This is a genomic window from Duganella caerulea, from assembly GCF_040362985.1.
Classification (GTDB): Bacteria; Pseudomonadota; Gammaproteobacteria; order Burkholderiales; family Burkholderiaceae_D; genus Rugamonas; species Rugamonas vulcania.
Window position 1 is genome coordinate 36,874 of the sequence record NZ_BPWJ01000008.1, and the last position, 16,229, is coordinate 53,102.

Annotated in this window: 18 protein-coding genes; 10 read left to right on the forward strand and 8 right to left on the reverse strand. The window is 66.1% G+C overall.

Going from position 1 to position 16,229, the window contains the following annotated elements:
- Positions 1-172: 172 nt before the first annotated feature.
- From ACUJB0_RS22530 to ACUJB0_RS22545, 4 genes are all read left to right on the forward strand, one after another.
- Positions 173-661: a CinA family protein gene (locus tag ACUJB0_RS22530; protein WP_444847175.1), complete on the forward strand. Its 489-nt coding sequence runs from the start codon at positions 173-175 to the stop codon at positions 659-661.
- Positions 662-746: 85 nt separating this feature from the next.
- The gene (locus ACUJB0_RS22535; RefSeq protein ID WP_444847176.1) at positions 747-1,475 is read left to right on the forward strand and encodes a P-loop NTPase family protein; all 729 of its coding nucleotides are present in this window, start codon (positions 747-749) and stop codon (positions 1,473-1,475) included.
- Positions 1,476-1,481: 6 nt separating this feature from the next.
- Complete coding sequence (locus ACUJB0_RS22540) at positions 1,482-2,027, forward strand: hypothetical protein (RefSeq protein ID WP_444847177.1); 546 nt, start codon at positions 1,482-1,484, stop codon at positions 2,025-2,027.
- A 9-nt stretch (positions 2,028-2,036) separates the two neighbouring features.
- A complete protein-coding gene (locus ACUJB0_RS22545) occupies positions 2,037-2,696 on the forward strand; it encodes a hypothetical protein (RefSeq protein WP_444847178.1) in 660 nt (219 codons plus the stop codon).
- Positions 2,697-2,718: 22 nt separating this feature from the next.
- On the opposite strand, the gene ACUJB0_RS22550 is transcribed toward ACUJB0_RS22545, so the two are convergent.
- Positions 2,719-3,252 (reverse strand): TetR/AcrR family transcriptional regulator, encoded by a 534-nt coding sequence (locus ACUJB0_RS22550; protein ID WP_444847179.1) that lies wholly within the window; start codon positions 3,250-3,252, stop codon positions 2,719-2,721.
- An 87-nt stretch (positions 3,253-3,339) separates the two neighbouring features.
- Here ACUJB0_RS22550 and ACUJB0_RS22555 point away from each other — a divergent pair, with 87 nt between their 5' ends.
- A complete protein-coding gene (locus ACUJB0_RS22555) occupies positions 3,340-3,945 on the forward strand; it encodes a DJ-1/PfpI family protein (RefSeq protein ID WP_444847180.1) in 606 nt (201 codons plus the stop codon).
- On the opposite strand, the gene ACUJB0_RS22560 is transcribed toward ACUJB0_RS22555, so the two are convergent.
- Positions 3,942-4,835 (reverse strand): LysR family transcriptional regulator, encoded by an 894-nt coding sequence (locus tag ACUJB0_RS22560; RefSeq protein ID WP_444847181.1) that lies wholly within the window; start codon positions 4,833-4,835, stop codon positions 3,942-3,944. The genes ACUJB0_RS22555 and ACUJB0_RS22560 overlap by 4 nt on opposite strands.
- Positions 4,836-4,924: 89 nt before the next feature.
- On the opposite strand from ACUJB0_RS22560, the gene ACUJB0_RS22565 reads away from it, so the two are divergent.
- The 3 genes from ACUJB0_RS22565 to ACUJB0_RS22575 are packed head-to-tail and all read left to right on the forward strand — an operon-like array spanning position 4,925 to position 7,334.
- The gene (locus ACUJB0_RS22565; protein ID WP_444847182.1) at positions 4,925-5,914 is read left to right on the forward strand and encodes a zinc-binding dehydrogenase; all 990 of its coding nucleotides are present in this window, start codon (positions 4,925-4,927) and stop codon (positions 5,912-5,914) included.
- Between the two features lie 53 nt (positions 5,915-5,967).
- Positions 5,968-6,294, forward strand: a complete 327-nt coding sequence (locus ACUJB0_RS22570) for an ArsR/SmtB family transcription factor (protein WP_117013970.1) — start codon at positions 5,968-5,970, stop codon at positions 6,292-6,294.
- Positions 6,291-7,334: a cation diffusion facilitator family transporter gene (locus ACUJB0_RS22575; protein WP_444847183.1), complete on the forward strand. Its 1,044-nt coding sequence runs from the start codon at positions 6,291-6,293 to the stop codon at positions 7,332-7,334. The genes ACUJB0_RS22570 and ACUJB0_RS22575 overlap by 4 nt, the downstream gene beginning before the upstream one ends.
- A gap of 13 nt (positions 7,335-7,347) precedes the next feature.
- Here the strand turns inward: ACUJB0_RS22575 and ACUJB0_RS22580 are convergent, their stop codons facing one another.
- The 5 genes from ACUJB0_RS22580 to ACUJB0_RS22600 all read right to left on the reverse strand — a co-directional run bounded on the left by ACUJB0_RS22580 (position 7,348) and on the right by ACUJB0_RS22600 (position 11,228).
- Positions 7,348-7,803 carry a SpoIIAA family protein gene (locus ACUJB0_RS22580; protein WP_444847184.1) on the reverse strand — a complete coding sequence of 152 codons (456 nt, stop codon included), beginning with the start codon at positions 7,801-7,803 and terminating at the stop codon, positions 7,348-7,350.
- 70 nt (positions 7,804-7,873) lie between these two features.
- Positions 7,874-8,680: a lipid II flippase Amj family protein gene (locus ACUJB0_RS22585; protein WP_444847185.1), complete on the reverse strand. Its 807-nt coding sequence runs from the start codon at positions 8,678-8,680 to the stop codon at positions 7,874-7,876.
- A gap of 131 nt (positions 8,681-8,811) precedes the next feature.
- Positions 8,812-9,744: a cysteine synthase A gene (gene cysK / locus ACUJB0_RS22590; protein WP_444847186.1), complete on the reverse strand. Its 933-nt coding sequence runs from the start codon at positions 9,742-9,744 to the stop codon at positions 8,812-8,814.
- A gap of 52 nt (positions 9,745-9,796) precedes the next feature.
- On the reverse strand, positions 9,797-10,267 hold the full coding sequence (locus ACUJB0_RS22595) for an FKBP-type peptidyl-prolyl cis-trans isomerase (protein WP_444847443.1): 471 nt from the start codon (positions 10,265-10,267) through the stop codon (positions 9,797-9,799).
- A gap of 118 nt (positions 10,268-10,385) precedes the next feature.
- Complete coding sequence (locus ACUJB0_RS22600) at positions 10,386-11,228, reverse strand: tRNA threonylcarbamoyladenosine dehydratase (RefSeq protein ID WP_444847187.1); 843 nt, start codon at positions 11,226-11,228, stop codon at positions 10,386-10,388.
- A 71-nt stretch (positions 11,229-11,299) separates the two neighbouring features.
- On the opposite strand from ACUJB0_RS22600, the gene pdxH reads away from it, so the two are divergent.
- Together pdxH and ACUJB0_RS22610 are read left to right on the forward strand one after the other, a co-directional pair.
- Entirely contained in the window at positions 11,300-12,535 is a 1,236-nt protein-coding gene (gene pdxH / locus ACUJB0_RS22605; protein WP_444847188.1) for a pyridoxamine 5'-phosphate oxidase, read from the forward strand.
- Positions 12,536-12,608: 73 nt separating this feature from the next.
- Entirely contained in the window at positions 12,609-13,943 is a 1,335-nt protein-coding gene (locus tag ACUJB0_RS22610) for a class I SAM-dependent methyltransferase (protein WP_444847189.1), read from the forward strand.
- Here ACUJB0_RS22610 and ACUJB0_RS22615 read toward each other — a convergent pair.
- Positions 13,877-16,225 carry a PAS domain-containing hybrid sensor histidine kinase/response regulator gene (locus tag ACUJB0_RS22615; RefSeq protein ID WP_444847190.1) on the reverse strand — a complete coding sequence of 783 codons (2,349 nt, stop codon included), beginning with the start codon at positions 16,223-16,225 and terminating at the stop codon, positions 13,877-13,879. The two genes, ACUJB0_RS22610 and ACUJB0_RS22615, sit on opposite strands and share 67 nt — an antisense overlap.
- Positions 16,226-16,229: the final 4 nt, after the last annotated feature.

Below are 16,229 nucleotides of genomic sequence, written 5' to 3' on the forward strand. Positions count from 1 at the left end.
GCAGCGGCGGCCGGCTTATCCGTCCGAGTGTACGCAAGTTCAAATCGGCGGTCTAATGTTTTCTGGCATGTTGCGGTTCAGGCAAATCAGCCGTGCGTCGCTGGCATCGATCGCTCACCGCATGGTAGAGTGGAAGCCAGGCCACAGAGTGCCGCAACAGACGGAGAGTTCCATGCATTCCACAGACACCATTCTTGACCTGGCCGCGCAAGTGGGCAAGTCCCTGCAAGCGAAGGGCCTGATCCTGGCCACCGCCGAATCGTGCACCGGCGGCGGCGTGGCCCAGGCCATCACCGAGATCGCCGGCTCCACCGCCTGGTTCGATTGCGGCTTCGTCACCTATTCCAACGCCTCCAAGACCGAGATGCTGGACGTGTCGGCCGCGCTGATCGCGCAGATGGGCAGCGTGTCCGAGGAGGTGGCGGCGGCCATGGCCACCGGCGCGCTGGGCGCCAGCAACGCCCACCTGGCGGTGTCGACCACCGGCATCGCCGGCCCCACCGGCGCCGTGCCGGGCAAGCCGGTCGGCACCGTGTGCTTCGGCTGGGCCAACGCCGACACCGTGCACACCGAGCGGCTGGTGTTCACCGGCGACCGCAGGGCGGTGCGCGAGCAGACCGTGATCCACGCGTTGCAGGGACTGCTGCGGTTTATAGACTGAATGCGCGACTGAATACGGGCCGGCGGTTGCCATACCGCCGCAAAACAATTACTCTCGACGCATTCGAGCGATTCTGGAGTGATTGATGCAAAATTCGGTACATTTTATTCTCCAAGGTAAAGGCGGTATCGGCAAGACCCTGGTGTCGACCATCCTGGCGCAATGGCTCGCGGCCAAGGACGAGACGCCACTGCGCTGCTACGACACCGACCAGGAGAACGCGACCTTCTCGCGCTACAAGGCGATGGACGTCAAGCATGTGCCGGTGATGACCGACAGCCGCACCATCGACCCCAAGCGCTTCGACGCGCTGATGATCGACATCCTGGAGGAGGACGGCAACTGCGTCATCGACAACGGCGCCAACACCTTCTCGCCGCTGATGGGCTATCTGATCGAGAACGATTGCTTCTCGCTGCTGGAGGAATCGGGACGCAAGGTCTACATCCACACCATCGTCGGCGGCGGCGACACGCTGCACGACACCGCCATGGGTTTCGTCTCCACCGCCAAGTCCACCAACGTGCCGCTGGTGCTGTGGGAGAACGAGCACTTCGGCCTGTTGCAATCGGCGTCCGGCAAGCAGTTCACCGAATCGCAGACCTATGCCGACAACTCGGCGCGCGTGAGGGGCCGCGTGGTGCTGTCGGCCCGCAACGCCGACACCTTCGGCGCCGACATCAAGAAGATGAACACGGCCCGCCTGACCGCGCAGGAAGTCAAGGAAAGCGACAAGTTCAACCTGATGGAAAAGCAGCGCATCAAGGTGGTGTTCCGCGACCTGTTCGAGCAGCTCGACAAGGTCGAGTGGTAAGCCGCCATGGATCAGCAAAAGCTGCGCAGCCTGGTCTTTGAAAAAACCGGCGTCAAGATCGACATCGACGACCCCGTGTTCGCGCTGGTGGCGCTGAACGAGGCGGTGCTGGCCGAGACGGTCGAGCGCCACATCGCGCTGATCGACGCCGCCTCGCAGGAGCTGGCGCAGCAGGCGCGGCTGGCCGGCGGACTGGTCGCGCAGCACGGCGGCGTCCGCAAGCCGGTGGTGCTGGACGCCACCAACGAACCGGCCATGGCCGGCACCGAGACGCCGTCCGCCTACGCGCCGGCGCCCGCCGCCGGCCCGGTGCGGCCGATCGCCACGCAGGCGGCGGCCATCACGCCGCGCGAACTGCGGCTGCTGGGCGCGGCCGCCGGCGTGGCCATCCTCAGCGCGCTGCTGGTGCTTGGCGGCCAGGCGGCCTTCTCCAAGCCCGGGCTGACGGCGGAGCAAAGCGCCGCGCTGGCCAACGCCGACAAACTGAACAAGGCGATCCAGAAGCTGGACCCGAAGGTCCGCGAACAACTCCAGTCTGAACTGCAAAAATAAGGATGACGCATGCACTTTGAAGTACCCAAGGCGAAGAGACTCAAGGAATTCGGCGGTGAATACCTGATGATCGTGATCAGTATCGCCACCGCGCTGGCGCTGGAGCATGGCGTGCAAACGCTGCACCATCGCCACCTGGCGCATGAGGCCGCCGTCAAGATCGACGCCGAGATCCAGACCAATGTCCACGAGCTCGACGAAGCGCTGCAACACAACAACGATCAGCAGAAAAAAATCATGGCGGCGCGCGAGCTGCTGCTGGCCGGTATCAAGGAAAAGGTCGATGGCCAAGTCCTGATCAAGCAACTGCTGGAGCAGCACAAGCTCGGGCTCAGCATCATGTCGCCGTCGTTGCGCCGTGAGGCGTGGGAAGTGGCGGTCGCCAACCAGGCGGTCAGCTGGATGCCGCAGCAACAGCTGGAGCGCTACTCCGGCATCTACGCCAATATGCGCGACGTGCAATCGATCACCAGCAGCGGCGGCAACAACTTCCTCGATGGCGCGGGCATGCTGAACACAATCAGCGACATCAATATGGGCCAGGGCGACCCCAAGGCCGTCTACCGCATGCTGTCGCAAATGATCAGCGCCTATTCCAGCACCGACGGCAACCTGCAGGAACTGCGCAACAACCTGGCCAAGTCCGCCAAGGACACGCCGCATTCATAAGCCGCGCCCGCCGGCCAGCGAATTACATACGATGACTTAGCAAGGCCAGCGCATCCTGGATGCGCCGGGCGAACGCCGCCGGCTGGATGCGGTCGCCGGATTCCTGGCCGCCGATCAAACACAGATGCGCAATGCGGCCCACCAGCTCCGCATCGATCAGGCCGCCGGCGCGCGTGCGGCAGGTGGTGATGGCGAAGGTCAGCCGCGTCTGGTCGACGCGCCGCTGGTAGACCGCCACCAGCGGATCGTGCCGTGCCCAGGCGCGGATCGCGGTTTCCCGGCCCGGCTGTTTTTCGGCGGCGATCGCCAGGTAGCGCTCCAGCACGTCCTCCAGGCTGCGGCCGCCGGCGGCGTGGGCCAGCATGCGGTCCGCGTAGTCGGCTTCCCACGCCGACAGCAGCGCGTGGACGAAATCCTCGCGGTTGCGGAAGTGGTGGTAGAACGATCCGCGCGTCACGTTCAGGCGGCGCGCCAGGCGCTCGGCCGAGATGCCGGCATCGCCATCGTGGTCCAGGGCGTCGAAGCCCGCGGCTATCCAGTGGTCACGCGTCAGCACTCGTCTCACCTTGAAAACATACAGACTGTGTATGGTAGCACCGGCCTCGCTAGACTGCGGCTTCCTGTCCTCAACCATGGAGCCGCAATGAAAACCATCGCGCTGGTCGCCTTCGACCAATTCACCGACATCGACCTGTTCCTGATGTGGGACATCCTCGGCCGCAACCGCCACGACTGGCAGGTGCGCATCCTCGGCCAGCAGCGCGAGCTGCGATCGGCCCACGGCCTGCGAGTCGCCACGCACGGCCCGCTGGACGAGGCGAACCGGGCCGACGTGGTGCTGTTCGCCAGCGGCAGGGAGGGCGTGCCGGCCGCGCTCGCGGACCCGGGCTTCATGGCGGTGTTCCAGCTGGATCCGGGCCGCCAGCTGATCGGTTCCATGTGCGCCGGCTCGTTGATCCTGTCGGCGCTGGGCTTGCTGCCGGGACGGCGGGCGTCCACCCATCCCGACGCGCGCGGCGCGCTCAGCGCGGCCGGAGTCGAGCCGGACGAGCGGCCGCTCATGCGCGTCGGTAACGTGGCGACGGCGGGCGGCTGCCTGGCCGCGCTGTATCTGGTCGGCTGGATGGTCGAGCGGCTGTTCGATGCGGAAAAAAGCATGGAGACGCTGCGGCCGGTGCTGCCGGCGGGCCAGTACGATCTGTACGAACAGCTGATCGCATCCAGCATCCGCCAAGGCCTGGAAGGCTAGGCCAGGCCGGCCAGCAGGTGCTCCCACAGCCGCGTGGCGACCGGGCCGTGGGCGGTGTCGCGGCGGCGCGCGATCACCAGTTCCAGCTCGCTCTCGCGGAAATGATCGCCGGCCAGCGACAGCAGCCGTCCCTGCGCCAGATCCTCGTCCACCAGATAGCCGGGCATGTGGCCCCAGCCCATGCCCTGCAGGATCACCTCGCGCTTCATGAACTGGTCGGCCACGGTGCAGCGGCGCGCGCCGTCCACCACGAAGTAGTCGCGCGGCGGGCTGTCGCGCGCGCTGTCGCGGATGATGCATTGCACGTAGGGCCGCATCATCTCGGGCGTGACGCCGGCGTGCAGCGGGAAGTCCAGGAAGCCGGGCGCGACCACCGGCACCAGCCGCACGCGCCGCCACGGCCGCGCCTCGAAACGCAGGTCGGCCTGTTCGAGATGGTGGACGATCAGGTCGGCCTCGCCGTTGTGCAGCCGCTCCCACGGCCCGGACAGGGCTTCGAAATGCAGGTCCAGCCGGGTGCCGGGACACTGGGCGAAGAAGCGCCGCAGCAGGCCCAGCGTGGCAGGCAACGGGCACAGGTCGCCGATCACCACGGCCAGTTTCACCTCCTCGCCCTGCGCGATCTGGCGGGCCTGCATCGCCATCTGGCCGGCGCTGTCGAGCAGTTGCCGGGCCTGCTCGACAAAGGCCTGGCCGGCGGCCGACACGGCGACGCGGTAGCCGCTGCGGTCCAGCAGCGCCAGCCCCAGTTGACGCTCGAGGCTGGAAACGGCGGCAAACACGCTGGGATGCGAGCGGTGCAGGCGCACGGCCGCCTTCTGGAAGCTGCCCAGCTCGGCCACCGCCAGGAAGCACGCCAGTTCGTGCAGGGTGAAGCCGACAGTGTTCATAAATCCTACAGAGATAGACTGAATTACCCAATTTTATCCGAATGTGTTTGTCACTACAGTGGTGTCTCCATCATTTACAGGAGCATTCCATGCGAGCCATACACATCGTCCGATTCGGCGGCCCGGAACAGTTGCAAGCGGTTGAACTGCCGATCCCGGTACCGGCCTCTGGCCAAGTCCTCATCCGCGTCAAGGCGTTCGGCCTCAACCGCGCGGAGAGCTATATGCGCCGTGGCTTATGGGGCGAGGTGGCCCAGGTGACGGGCATCGAATGCGTCGGCGAAGTGGCCGAGGCGCCCGGCACCGGCCTGCTGCCGGGCCAGATGGTGGCCGCCATCATGGGCGGCATGGGCCGCAGCATCAACGGCAGCTACGCCGAGTATGTGTGCGTGTCGGCCGCCAACGTGGTGCCGCTGCGCTCGACGCTGCCGTGGGCCGAGCTGGCCGCGATCCCGGAATCGTACGCAACCGCCTGGGCCTGCCTGCACGACAACCTGGCGCTGCGTCCCGGCCAGACGCTGCTGGTACGCGGCGCCAGTTCCGCGCTGGGCCAGGCGGCCAGCAATATCGCGGCCCACCTGGGCGCACAGGTGATCGCCACCACACGCCGCCCGGTGGAGCTTGCCGATGTGCTGACCAGGAACGGCGCGCGCCACATTGTCGAGGAGCGGCCCGCCTTGGCCAGCGTGGTGCGCGGCATCGCGCCCGGCGGTGTTGACGCGGTACTGGACCTGATCGGCAACACCACCCTGCTCGACTCGCTGGCCTGCGCGGCGCGGCCGGGCGGCCGGGTGTGCCAGGCCGGCTTCCTCGGCGGACTGGAGCCACTGGCCAGTTTCCTGCCGCTGCAGCAGTTGCCGCCCGGCGTGCAGCTAAGCTTTTTCGGCAGCTTCGCGTTCGGCACGCCGGGGTACGAGCTGGACCGGCTGCCTTGGCAAGAGATCGTCGAGCGGGTCGAGCAAGGCCGGTACCACGCACGCCCGGCCAGGGTGTTCGCCTTCGACGACATCGTCAACGCCCACGCCTGGCTGGATGCCGGGAGCGGCTTGGGCAAGGCGGTGGTACAGATCGCGCCATAGCCCGGTCCGCGAATCCATGCTAACATGTGAACACCTATTCACTTGTTAGCATTATGAGCTGCCAACACGACTATTCCGACTGCGATCCCGCGATCGCCCAGCTGGCCGACCTGTTCCATCTGCTGGGCGATCCGACGCGCCTGCGCATCGTGCTGGCCTGCGTGACGGCGCCCATCGCCGTCAGCGACATCGCCTCCTCGCTGGAGCTGAGCAGTTCGCTGGTCAGCCACCACTTGCGTTTGCTGCGCGCGGCGCGCATTGTGAAGTCTGAGCGCCAGGGCAAGCAAGTGTTCTATTCCGCCGCCGACGCCCACATCAGCGGCGTACTCAACGATATGCTCGAACATATCGCCGAACCTTCCAACGGACACGAAGCATGAGCAAGCACCACGACCATCACGACCACGATCATGACCACGATCATCACGGCCATGATCACGACCATGACCACGCGCCGGCCAAGGCCGGGGCCAAAGCCAAGTCGTGCGGCCACGACCACGGGCATGACCACGGCCACGGCGGCCATCACCATCACCACGGCGATCCGAACACCATGGGCCGCGCGTTCGCGGTGGCCATCGTGCTCAACACGGCGTTCGTCGCTATCGAATTCTTCTACGGCTTCCTGGCCAACTCCACCGCGCTGATGGCCGACGCCGGCCACAACCTGTCGGACGTGCTGGGCCTGATGCTGGCCTGGGGCGCGGCGATCCTGGCCAAGCGCGTGCCGAACGGCCGCTATACCTACGGCCTGCGCAGCACCTCAATGCTGGCCGCGCTGTTCAACTCCATGCTGCTGATGGCGGCTTGCGGCGCCATCGCCTGGGAAGCGGTGCAGCAGCTGGTGCACCCGGAACCCGTGGCCGGTTTGACCGTCTCGGTGGTGGCCGGCGTGGGCATCCTGGTCAACGGCTTCTCGGCGTGGCTGTTCATGTCCGGCAGCAAAGACGACATCAACGTGCGCGGCGCCTACCTGCACATGGCGGCCGACGCCGCCATCTCGCTGGGCGTGCTGGTGGCCGGCGTGATCGTGCGCTACACCGGCTGGAACTGGCTGGACCCGCTGGTCAGCGCGATCATCGTCGCCATCATCGTCTACAGCACCTGGTCGCTGCTCAAGCAATCGATGCGCATGATGCTGGCCGCCGTGCCGGACAACCTGGACCACGCCGAAGTCGAACAATTCCTGCGCGCCCAGCCGGGCGTGACCGACGTGCACGACGTCCACATCTGGTCGATGAGCACCACCGAGAACGCGCTGACCGCGCAGCTGGTGACGCCGGCCGGCCATCCGGGCGACGCCGCGATGGACGCCATCAGCCTGCAGCTCAAGGAGCAGTTCTCGATCGACCACAGCACGCTGCAGGTGCGCCTCGGCACCACCGCGCACGAGTGCAGCCTGCAGGAACAGCCGCACTAGGCGGCCAAGCCGTTCAGGCCCTGGCGTTCTTGATGACTTGTGCGGCGCTTGCTTTTGCCAGCGCCACTTCAAACAGGCTTCTGTCGGAATAAATCTGTATGAGGTTGCCGGTCTGCGAAAGGTGCTGGGCAATGGCAACCGTCAGGTTGATGAGCTTGGACCCGGTCAGCACGCTGACCCGGGTCAGCTGCTGCCGGGTCATGGCAAAAAAACGGGTCCATTCCTGACTAACCTCGACAGTGACCAACTCGGCCTGCTCAGCGTCGATTAACAACTCAAGTTTTCCATGCCGGAGAATTTCAAGACGTATCTCATCGAGCGCCGCACTGCCGAACTGTCCTTGATCGTTTCCGCTGATAGTGACAAGTAGCGCTCCGGGCGTTAAGCGCAGAAAACAAAATTTGCCATTCCCACTTTCAAGGACAGTCCTGCCGTCTGTAGCGATTGATTTAGTTACACTAATTTCCATGAAGGCGACGTAGGTTAAAGATGGAGAGCAGCAGCGTCCGCTTATCGTTAATGGCCGATGACAGACTATTCTAAATAGCTTTTGCCACCACAGTGATGATAAGGGCTGATGGCACGAGAAGCACTTGCGCTAAAAGCGTACCTGACAGCCGACTTCCAACCAGCCAAACGACGGCACGTCTGAACTGAGATTCACTTACCTTTCCTTCGATTACATCATCTGTCATGCCCGACATGTGGGGGTCGATGAATACAGCCATCAGAACGGTCGCCCCGCCATTGATAATCGATGACAATGTGCTGGATGTCACTCGAACCGATGGGTCCAACACCCCGGCGTACAGAGCAGCGAACACCCCAACTGTCCACAGAGCAGTGGCAATAATATTCAACAGCGTGACAGACACGGACACACTTTGGGTATCGCGTAAACCAGCAATGTTTCCTGTTTGAGGCATGCGCACGTTGTCCTTCACGTACGAAAGGCCACCTTTGAAGAAACCATGCAGTATCAATTTAGGCACGGAGCGGTGTACTTGAAAATGAAGGACTGCACGAGAGAAAACTCGCTGAAACGTAGGAATCAGCATAGCTCCGACAATCGTTGCGAGAGATGCCGATAGCAACAACCATCGAAAATCCCCAAGCAAGGTCGGCTCCGAAAGCGGTGTATCGATTGTTGACTCAACGCGCTTTGCCAAGAATGGCCCGAGGAAGGAATTCGATGTCCTTGATACCAGCACCAGAATACTGAATAACGCCAATGACACAGCTATACGCCGCGTCCTGATACCTGCGATCCGGACCGAATACGCGAGCGTACCGATGAGGTGAATGACGAAGGTCAAGAAGCAAATAAAAAGCAGCTGGCGGTCCATCTGATAGCTCTGGAAATGTGTCAAGCGTCTATGGTCTCATTGCATTGATTTATTAGCAAGCAAGGAATTGCCGCAGGTCCGATAGACCTCAAGTACCTCGGCCTCAAGCATCGGCCATTGCTCGCCATCGGTCAATCCGCCAGATTGGCATACAGCGGCGTGCTCAGGTAGCGCTCGCCGAAGGACGGGATGATCGTCACGATGATCTTGTCCGCGTTCTCCGGCCGCCGCGCCACCTGCAGCGCGGCCCACAGCGCGGCGCCGGAGGAGATCCCCACCAGCAGCCCCTCCTGGCTGGCCGCCAGCCGCGCGGTCGCGAACGCATCGTCGTTCTTCACGCCGATGATCTCGTCGTACACCTTGGTGTTGAGCACGGCCGGAACGAAGCCCGCGCCTATGCCCTGGATCGGGTGCGGCCCCTTGATGCCCTTGGCCAGCATCGGCGACGCCTCCGGCTCCACCGCGATGCAGCGGAATTCCGGCTTGCGCGCCTTGATCACCTCCCCCACGCCGGTGATCGTGCCGCCGGTGCCGACGCCGGCCACCAGGATGTCGACCCGGCCGTCGGTGTCGGCCCAGATCTCCTCGGCCGTGGTGCGGCGGTGCACATCGGGATTGGCGGGGTTGTTGAACTGCTGCGGCATCAGGTAGCGCGGGTCGCTGGCGGCCAGCTCCTCGGCCTTGCGGATCGCGCCCAGCATGCCCTCGGCGCCCGGCGTGAGCACCAGTTCGGCGCCGTAGGCGCGCAGCAGCATGCGCCGTTCGCGGCTCATGGTGTCGGGCATGACCAAGGTGCAGCGGTAGCCGCGCGCGGCGCACACCATCGCCAGCGCGATGCCGGTGTTGCCGCTGGTCGGTTCGAGGATGACGGTGTCGGGACGGATCTGGCCGGCCGCTTCGGCCGCTTCGATCATCGACAGGCCGATGCGGTCTTTCACGCTGTGGGCCGGGTTGCAGTACTCCAGCTTGACCAGCACTTGGGCGGTGCTGCCTTTGTTCAAGCGGTTCAGGCGCACCAGCGGGGTGCGGCCTATCAGTTCGGTGACGTCGTTGGCAATCTTCATGAAGAACCTCCGAGGTGGGACGGAGGTTCCAGTCTACGCCGATTTGCGTCGATTATTTCACGTCGACCAGTTCGACGTCGAAGATCAGCGCGGAATTCGGCGGAATGCCGCTGCCCGGCGTCGGACGTGAGCCGTAAGCGAGCTCCGACGGAATAATCAGCGTGCGCTTGCCGCCCACCTTCATGCCCTGGATGCCCTGGTCCCAGCCCTTGATGACGCGGCCTGCGCCCAGCACGAAGTCCAGCGGCTCGCCGCGCGGGATGGAGGAGTCGAACAGCTTGCCGTGCATATTCTTGGCCAGCGGGCGATACAGCCAGCCCGAGTAGTGCATGTAGACGGTGGCGCCGGTGGTCGCTTCCTTGCCGGTGCCGAGCTTGGTGTCGGTGACGATCAACTGTTCGGCGGCCGGGCCGGGCGTGGCCGATCCCACCACCAGCGGTGGCGGCGGCGGCACGTCGGCCGGGGCCACCGGGGCGGCCGGGGTCTGCGCCTGGGCCGCGGAGGCCGCCAGCGCGCACAACATTGCTACGAGTACGGAACTACGGATCATGTTTTTTTCTTTCGATCAGGTCTGTGGAGAGCACGGTCCCCGTGCCAGCGCGCACCATGATAGCAAAACCGCCCCGCGCGCTGGATAAAATCTAAATCGTTTCGGCTGGCGCCACCGGCGGTTGCGCGCTGTCGGCCAGGTGGCGCAGCACGCGGCTGGCCGCCACCATGCCGAAGCTGGCCGTGACCACCATGGCCGACCCGAAGCCGGCGCAATTGAGGCCGGTCACGCCGCCGGTGCCCGGCTCGCCGTCCACCGCGCACACTTCGGCGGTTTCCGGCAGGCGCAGCCGCTCCATCGAGAACACCGCGTCGACGTGGAACTTGGTCTTCTCGCCGCGCGGGTAGCCGTACTGGCTGCGCAGGACCTTGCGCACCTTCTTCAGCAGCGGCTCCTGCTCGGTGCGGGCCAGGTCGCGCACGGCGATCTGGGTGGGGTCGGTCTGGCCGCCGGCGCTGCCGATGATGATCAGGGGCATGGCGTGCTGGCGGCACCAGGCGATCATGGCAGCCTTGGCCGCCACGCTGTCGATGGCGTCGACCACGAAATCGAAGCGGCCGCCGCCCAGCATCTGCTCCAGGTTGTCCGGGCTGACGAAGTCCTCGACCTGCTCGACCACGCAGAACGGGTTGATCTGGGCGATGCGCTCGGCCAGCGCGGTGATCTTGGCCTGGCCGACGGTGCCGCTCAGGGCCTGGATCTGGCGGTTGATGTTGGACTCGGCGACGTTATCCAGATCAATAAGCGTGAGCCGGCCGATGGCGCTGCGGGCCAGCGCCTCGACGATCCACGAGCCGACGCCGCCGACGCCAACCACGCACACGTGGGCGGCGCGGAAGCGCGCCAGCGCGCGTTCGCCATAGAGGCGGCCAATGCCGCCGAAGCGGCGCTCGAAGTCGACATCGTCGAATGGGGTAGGTGCAAGGGAGTTCATCCCGACATTTTAACGGACGCCACGGCAAAAATTATTTTAGAATGACTTTCCCCCTAGCCCGAGCGACCGCCATGAGTCTTCCCCTGTTCGACACCGCCCCTGATTTCAGCCAGCCGCTGGCCGTCCTAAAACACTGCCACGAGCGCATCCGCAAGCAGCTGCAGACGCTGCAAAAGCTGCTGGCCCACCTGCCCCAGCACGGCGCCGACGACGACGCCCGCAAGGCCGCGCAGGCGGTGCAGAAATATTTCAACATGGCGGCACCGCTGCACCACGAGGACGAGGAGCAAAACCTGATGCCGATGCTGCAGGCCACCGCGCGCGACGCCGACGCCGTGCTGCTGGCCGGACTGGTGCCCGGCATCCTGGCCGACCATCAGCAAATGGAACGGGACTGGCATATAATTGACGCACAACTTGATAAAATTGCAAATGGGCAAAGCAGCGAGCTGTCGGCCGACGATGTCCAGCGCTTCAGCGCGGTCTACGCCACCCATATGGCGATCGAGGAAGGCGACATCGCGCCGATGGCCAAGCGCTTGTTCAGCCCCGAGCAGATGGCGCAATTGGGCAGCGCGATGCAGGCGCGGCGCGGCATCGCCCCCGGCCTGCCGCAAAGCCAGGTGCCGGAACAGAAACAGGTGGCGGTCTCCGACACGGTGGCCGACGGCGTGGTGCTGGCGGACCTGCGCCTCGATTACGGCCGCGCCAGTTTGACGGAACACGATGTGCTGGACGATCCGATCGACCAGTTCGGCAAATGGTTCGAGGAAGCGCTGCGCGCCAAGGTCAACGAACCGAACGCGATGAGCGTGGCCACGGTGGACGCGCAGGGCAAGCCCAGTTCGCGCATCGTGCTGATCAAGCAGTACGACGCGCGCGGCTTCACCTGGTACACCAACTACGACAGCCAGAAGGGCCGGCAACTGGGCGACAACCCGCACGCCGCGCTGTTATTCTTCTGGAGCGAGTTGGAACGCCAGGTGCGCATCGAGGGCAAGGTGGTCAAGACGTCCGCCGAGGAAAGCGACAAGTATTTTTACAGCCGTCCGGTGAAGAGCCAGATCGCCGCGATCGCCTCGCAACAGAGCGCGCGCATCGCCAACCGGGAGCAGCTGGAAGCCAATTACGATGCGGCGGCCGCCGTCAGCGGCGAGCATCCGGTGCGGCCGGAACACTGGGGCGGCTATCGCCTCGATCCGGTGCGCATCGAGTTCTGGCAGGGGCGCCGTTCGCGCTTCCATGACCGGATCGTGTATCTGAAACAAGCAGATGGTAGCTGGGTGAAGGAGCGCCTGCAGCCGTAAGCGGAGCGCCACGAGGCACACACCAGACCATCGCATGCGGTGGTCTTTTTTTTGTGGACTCGGAGGTGTGATCGTGTTTGTACAAAACCGTCTCAGCAGCTGGATCGCCGGCATCCGCCAGCAAATCGCCCTGCCCCTGCGCATCGAACTGTGGAACGGCCAGCATGTGGACTTTTCCAGCGAGGCGCCGCGGGTGACGATACGGCTGCCCAATGTGTCGGCCGCGCGCTACCTGCTCACGCCGTCGCTGTCCAACCTGGGCGCGGCCTACGTCGAGGGCGCGATCGAGGTCAAGGGCCGCGCGCACGACATGATCGCCGTGGTCAACGCGCTGGCGCGCACCACGCTCAAGGCCGAGGGCAAGTTCGCCCGCGTCGTGCGCGGCATCGCCCACAGCAAGCGCCAGGACGCCGAGGCGATCCGCTACCACTACGACGTCTCCAACGAGTTCTACCAGCAATTCCTCGACCCGGCCATGGTGTATTCCTGCGCCTACTTCGAGCACGGCGACGAGGACTTGGCCACCGCGCAGATCAAGAAGATCGACCACATCCTGCGCAAGATCGAGCTCAAGCCGAACCAGACGCTGCTCGATATCGGCTGCGGCTGGGGCGCGCTGGTGATCCGCGCGGCGCAGCAGTACCGCGCGCGCTGCGTCGGCGTCACCTTGTCGGAAAACCAGTTCGCGCTGGCCAAGGAGCGCGTGCGGCAGGCCGGGCTGGAACACCTGGTCGAGATCCGCCTGCAGGACTACCGCGACGTGCGCGGCCAGTTCGACCGCATCACCAGCGTCGGCATGTTCGAGCACGTGGGCGTCAAGCACCTGCCGGAATATTTCGCGGCCATCCACAAGCTGCTGGCGCCGGACGGCGTGGTGATGAACCACGGCATCACCACCACCGACCCGGACAACGGCGAGACGCCCTACGGCGGCGGCGAGTTCATCGACAAGTACGTGTTCCCGCAGGGCGAGCTGGCGCACATCGGCCACGTGCTCAAGGCCATGCAACAAGGGAAGCTGGAGGTCAGCGACGTGGAGAACCTGCGCCGCCACTACGCCCGCACCTGCGCCATCTGGACCGACAATTTCGAGGCGCACACCGAGCGCGTGCGCACGCTGGCCGGGGACAAGCGCTACCGCATCTGGCACGTTTACCTGGCGGGCTGCTGCTACGCCTTCGAGCAGGACTGGATCAGCCTGTACCAGGTGGTCGGCCGCAAGGCGGGCCAGCGCAGCGCGGCGCTGCCGTGGTCGCGCCAGCACATGTATCCGGCCAGCGCCAGCCACGCCGGCGCGCACTACGCGCTGACCGAAGACGGTCTGCCCGCGTTCTCGGTGCTTCAGGAAGACGGCGGGGCGCGCATGACGTCGGCGCCGCCGTCGATCAACTCCTTCAACGCCACGTAGACCTGGCGCAGCGCCTGCTCCAGCCGTCCGGCCGCCAGCTGGCACGGCTGGCCGGCGCGCAGCGCGGCCGACAGCTGCTCGGCCAGCGCCAGCGCGCGCGCCGCGCCAAAGTTGGCCAGCACGCCCTTGAGGCTGTGCACCGCGCGCGTGCTGCGCGGCACGTCGCCGGCGTCCAGCGCCTCGCCCAGTTCCCGCCACAGCTGCGGGCCGTCCTGCAGGAACAGCGCGGCCAGCTCCAGCAGCAGCTCGGCGTCGCCGTCCAGCCGCTTCAGCGCGCCGCGCCAGTCCAGCAGCAGGTGGCCGCTGTCGGGCTGGTAGCGCAGCAGCATCGCGCGCAGCTGCTGGCTGTCGACCGGCTTGGCCAGGTAGTCGTCCATGCCGGCCTCCAGGCAGCGCTCGCGGTCGCCGGCCATGGCGCGCGCGGTCATCGCGATGATGGGCACGTGGCCGCCCTGCGCCGCCTCGCGCTGGCGGATCTGGCGGGTGGCGGCCAGGCCGTCCAGGCCCGGCATCTGCACGTCCATCAGGATCAGGTCGTGGTCGCCGTGGCTGGCGCGCTCCAGCACGGCCAGGCCGCTGTCGACCAGCGTGACGCGGTGGCCCAGCTTTTCCAACAGCCGCACCGCCAGGCGCTGGTTGACCGGATTGTCCTCGGCCAGCAGCACGCGCAGGCCGCCGGGCGCGGAGTCGCCGACCCCGGCGCCAGCCAGCACGCCGCTGGCCGAAGGCGCGGCGGACACGGGCTCGCCGAGGCCCGCCTGCAGGCCGCCGGCCGGGGCTGCGGCGGGCAGGGTTTCGTCGGCGCCGGCCAGCAGGCCGTTGTCGTTGGCGTTCAGGTTCATGCCCTGGCCGGGCGCCAGCACCGCCAGCGGCGGCAGCGGCGCGGCCTGGGCGGCGCCGGTGTGCTGCAGCGGCACGGTGAAGCCGAACACGCTGCCCTGACCCGGCACGCTGTGCACGTCAATGCGGCCCTGCATCAGGATCACCAGCCGGCGGCAGATCGCCAGCCCCAGGCCGGTGCCGCCGTACTCGCGCGTGGTCGAGCCGTCGACCTGGGCGAAGGCCTCGAAGATCAGGTGCTGCTTTTCCGGCGGCACGCCGATGCCGGTGTCGCGCACCGCGAAGGCGATCTCGCTGCGGCCGTCGCGCTCGGCGCCGACCGACAGCGCCACCGTCACGCCGCCGGCGTCGGTGAACTTGATGGCGTTGCCGACCAGGTTGAGCAGCACCTGGCGCAACCGGCCCGGATCGCCCTTCATCAGGCGCGGCACGGCGGGCGGGATCTCGGCCGACAGCGCCAGCCCCTTCTGCCGCGCCCGCAGGCTCATGGCGCGCAGCGTGTCGGCCACCAGCTGGCGCAGGTCGAACGGCACTTCCTCGATCTCCAGCTTGCCCGCCTCGATCTTGGAGAAATCCAGGATGTCGTCGACGATGTGCAGCAGCGCGTCGGCCGAGGCCTTCACCAGCGCCAGGTCGGCGCGCTGGCCGGCGTCGATATCGGACTCGAGCACCAGCTCGGTCATGCCGAGGATGCCGTTCATCGGCGTGCGGATCTCGTGGCTCATGTTGGCCAGAAATTCGCTCTTGGCGCGGCTGGCCGCCTCGGCCGATTCGACCGCGTGCTGCATGGCGGCGCGGGCCGCGCGCTGCTCGCTGATGTCGATGAAGTAGCCCAGCATGTAGGACAGGCCGCCGGTGCGGATCACCTTGCGGCTGACCAGCACGTCGAGCGGCGGATCGAAGGTGGCCATGCGGCGCTCGGTGGTGATCATGCGGCCGGTGGCCCAGGCCTGCTCGTCCTCGACGTGGGTGGCGGCGGCCCAGCGCGGCGAGGCGAAGTCGTCCACCGTGCGGCCGAGGATTTCCGCCCGCGAGCGCTGGGTGAATTCCTCGAAGCGGCTGTTGAAGCGCAGGAAGCGGCCGTCGCGGTCCTTGAGGAAAATCGGGATGGGCAGCTGGTCGAGGATCTGCTCGGTGAGCTCCTGCTGGTCGCGCGCGGCGCGCTCGCCGGCCGGCGCCCTCGGCTGGCCGTGCAGGTCGGCGTGCAACTCGTGCTGCAGGCCGGCCAGGCGCGCGGTGTGCGGATCGCGCCACGTGCCGACGTTGCCGCGCTGCTGGCGATTCTCCTTGCGCAGCAGCGCGTTGGCCGAGCGCAGCTGGCGCGCCTCGGCCTCCAGGTCGGCCAGCGCGGCCAGTTGCGGCTCCAGCAGCCGCGCCAGTTCGTGCGCGCCCTGCGCCGCCAGCGCGATGCGGATCTGGTCGACCTGGCTGTCCTCGTCCATGGCG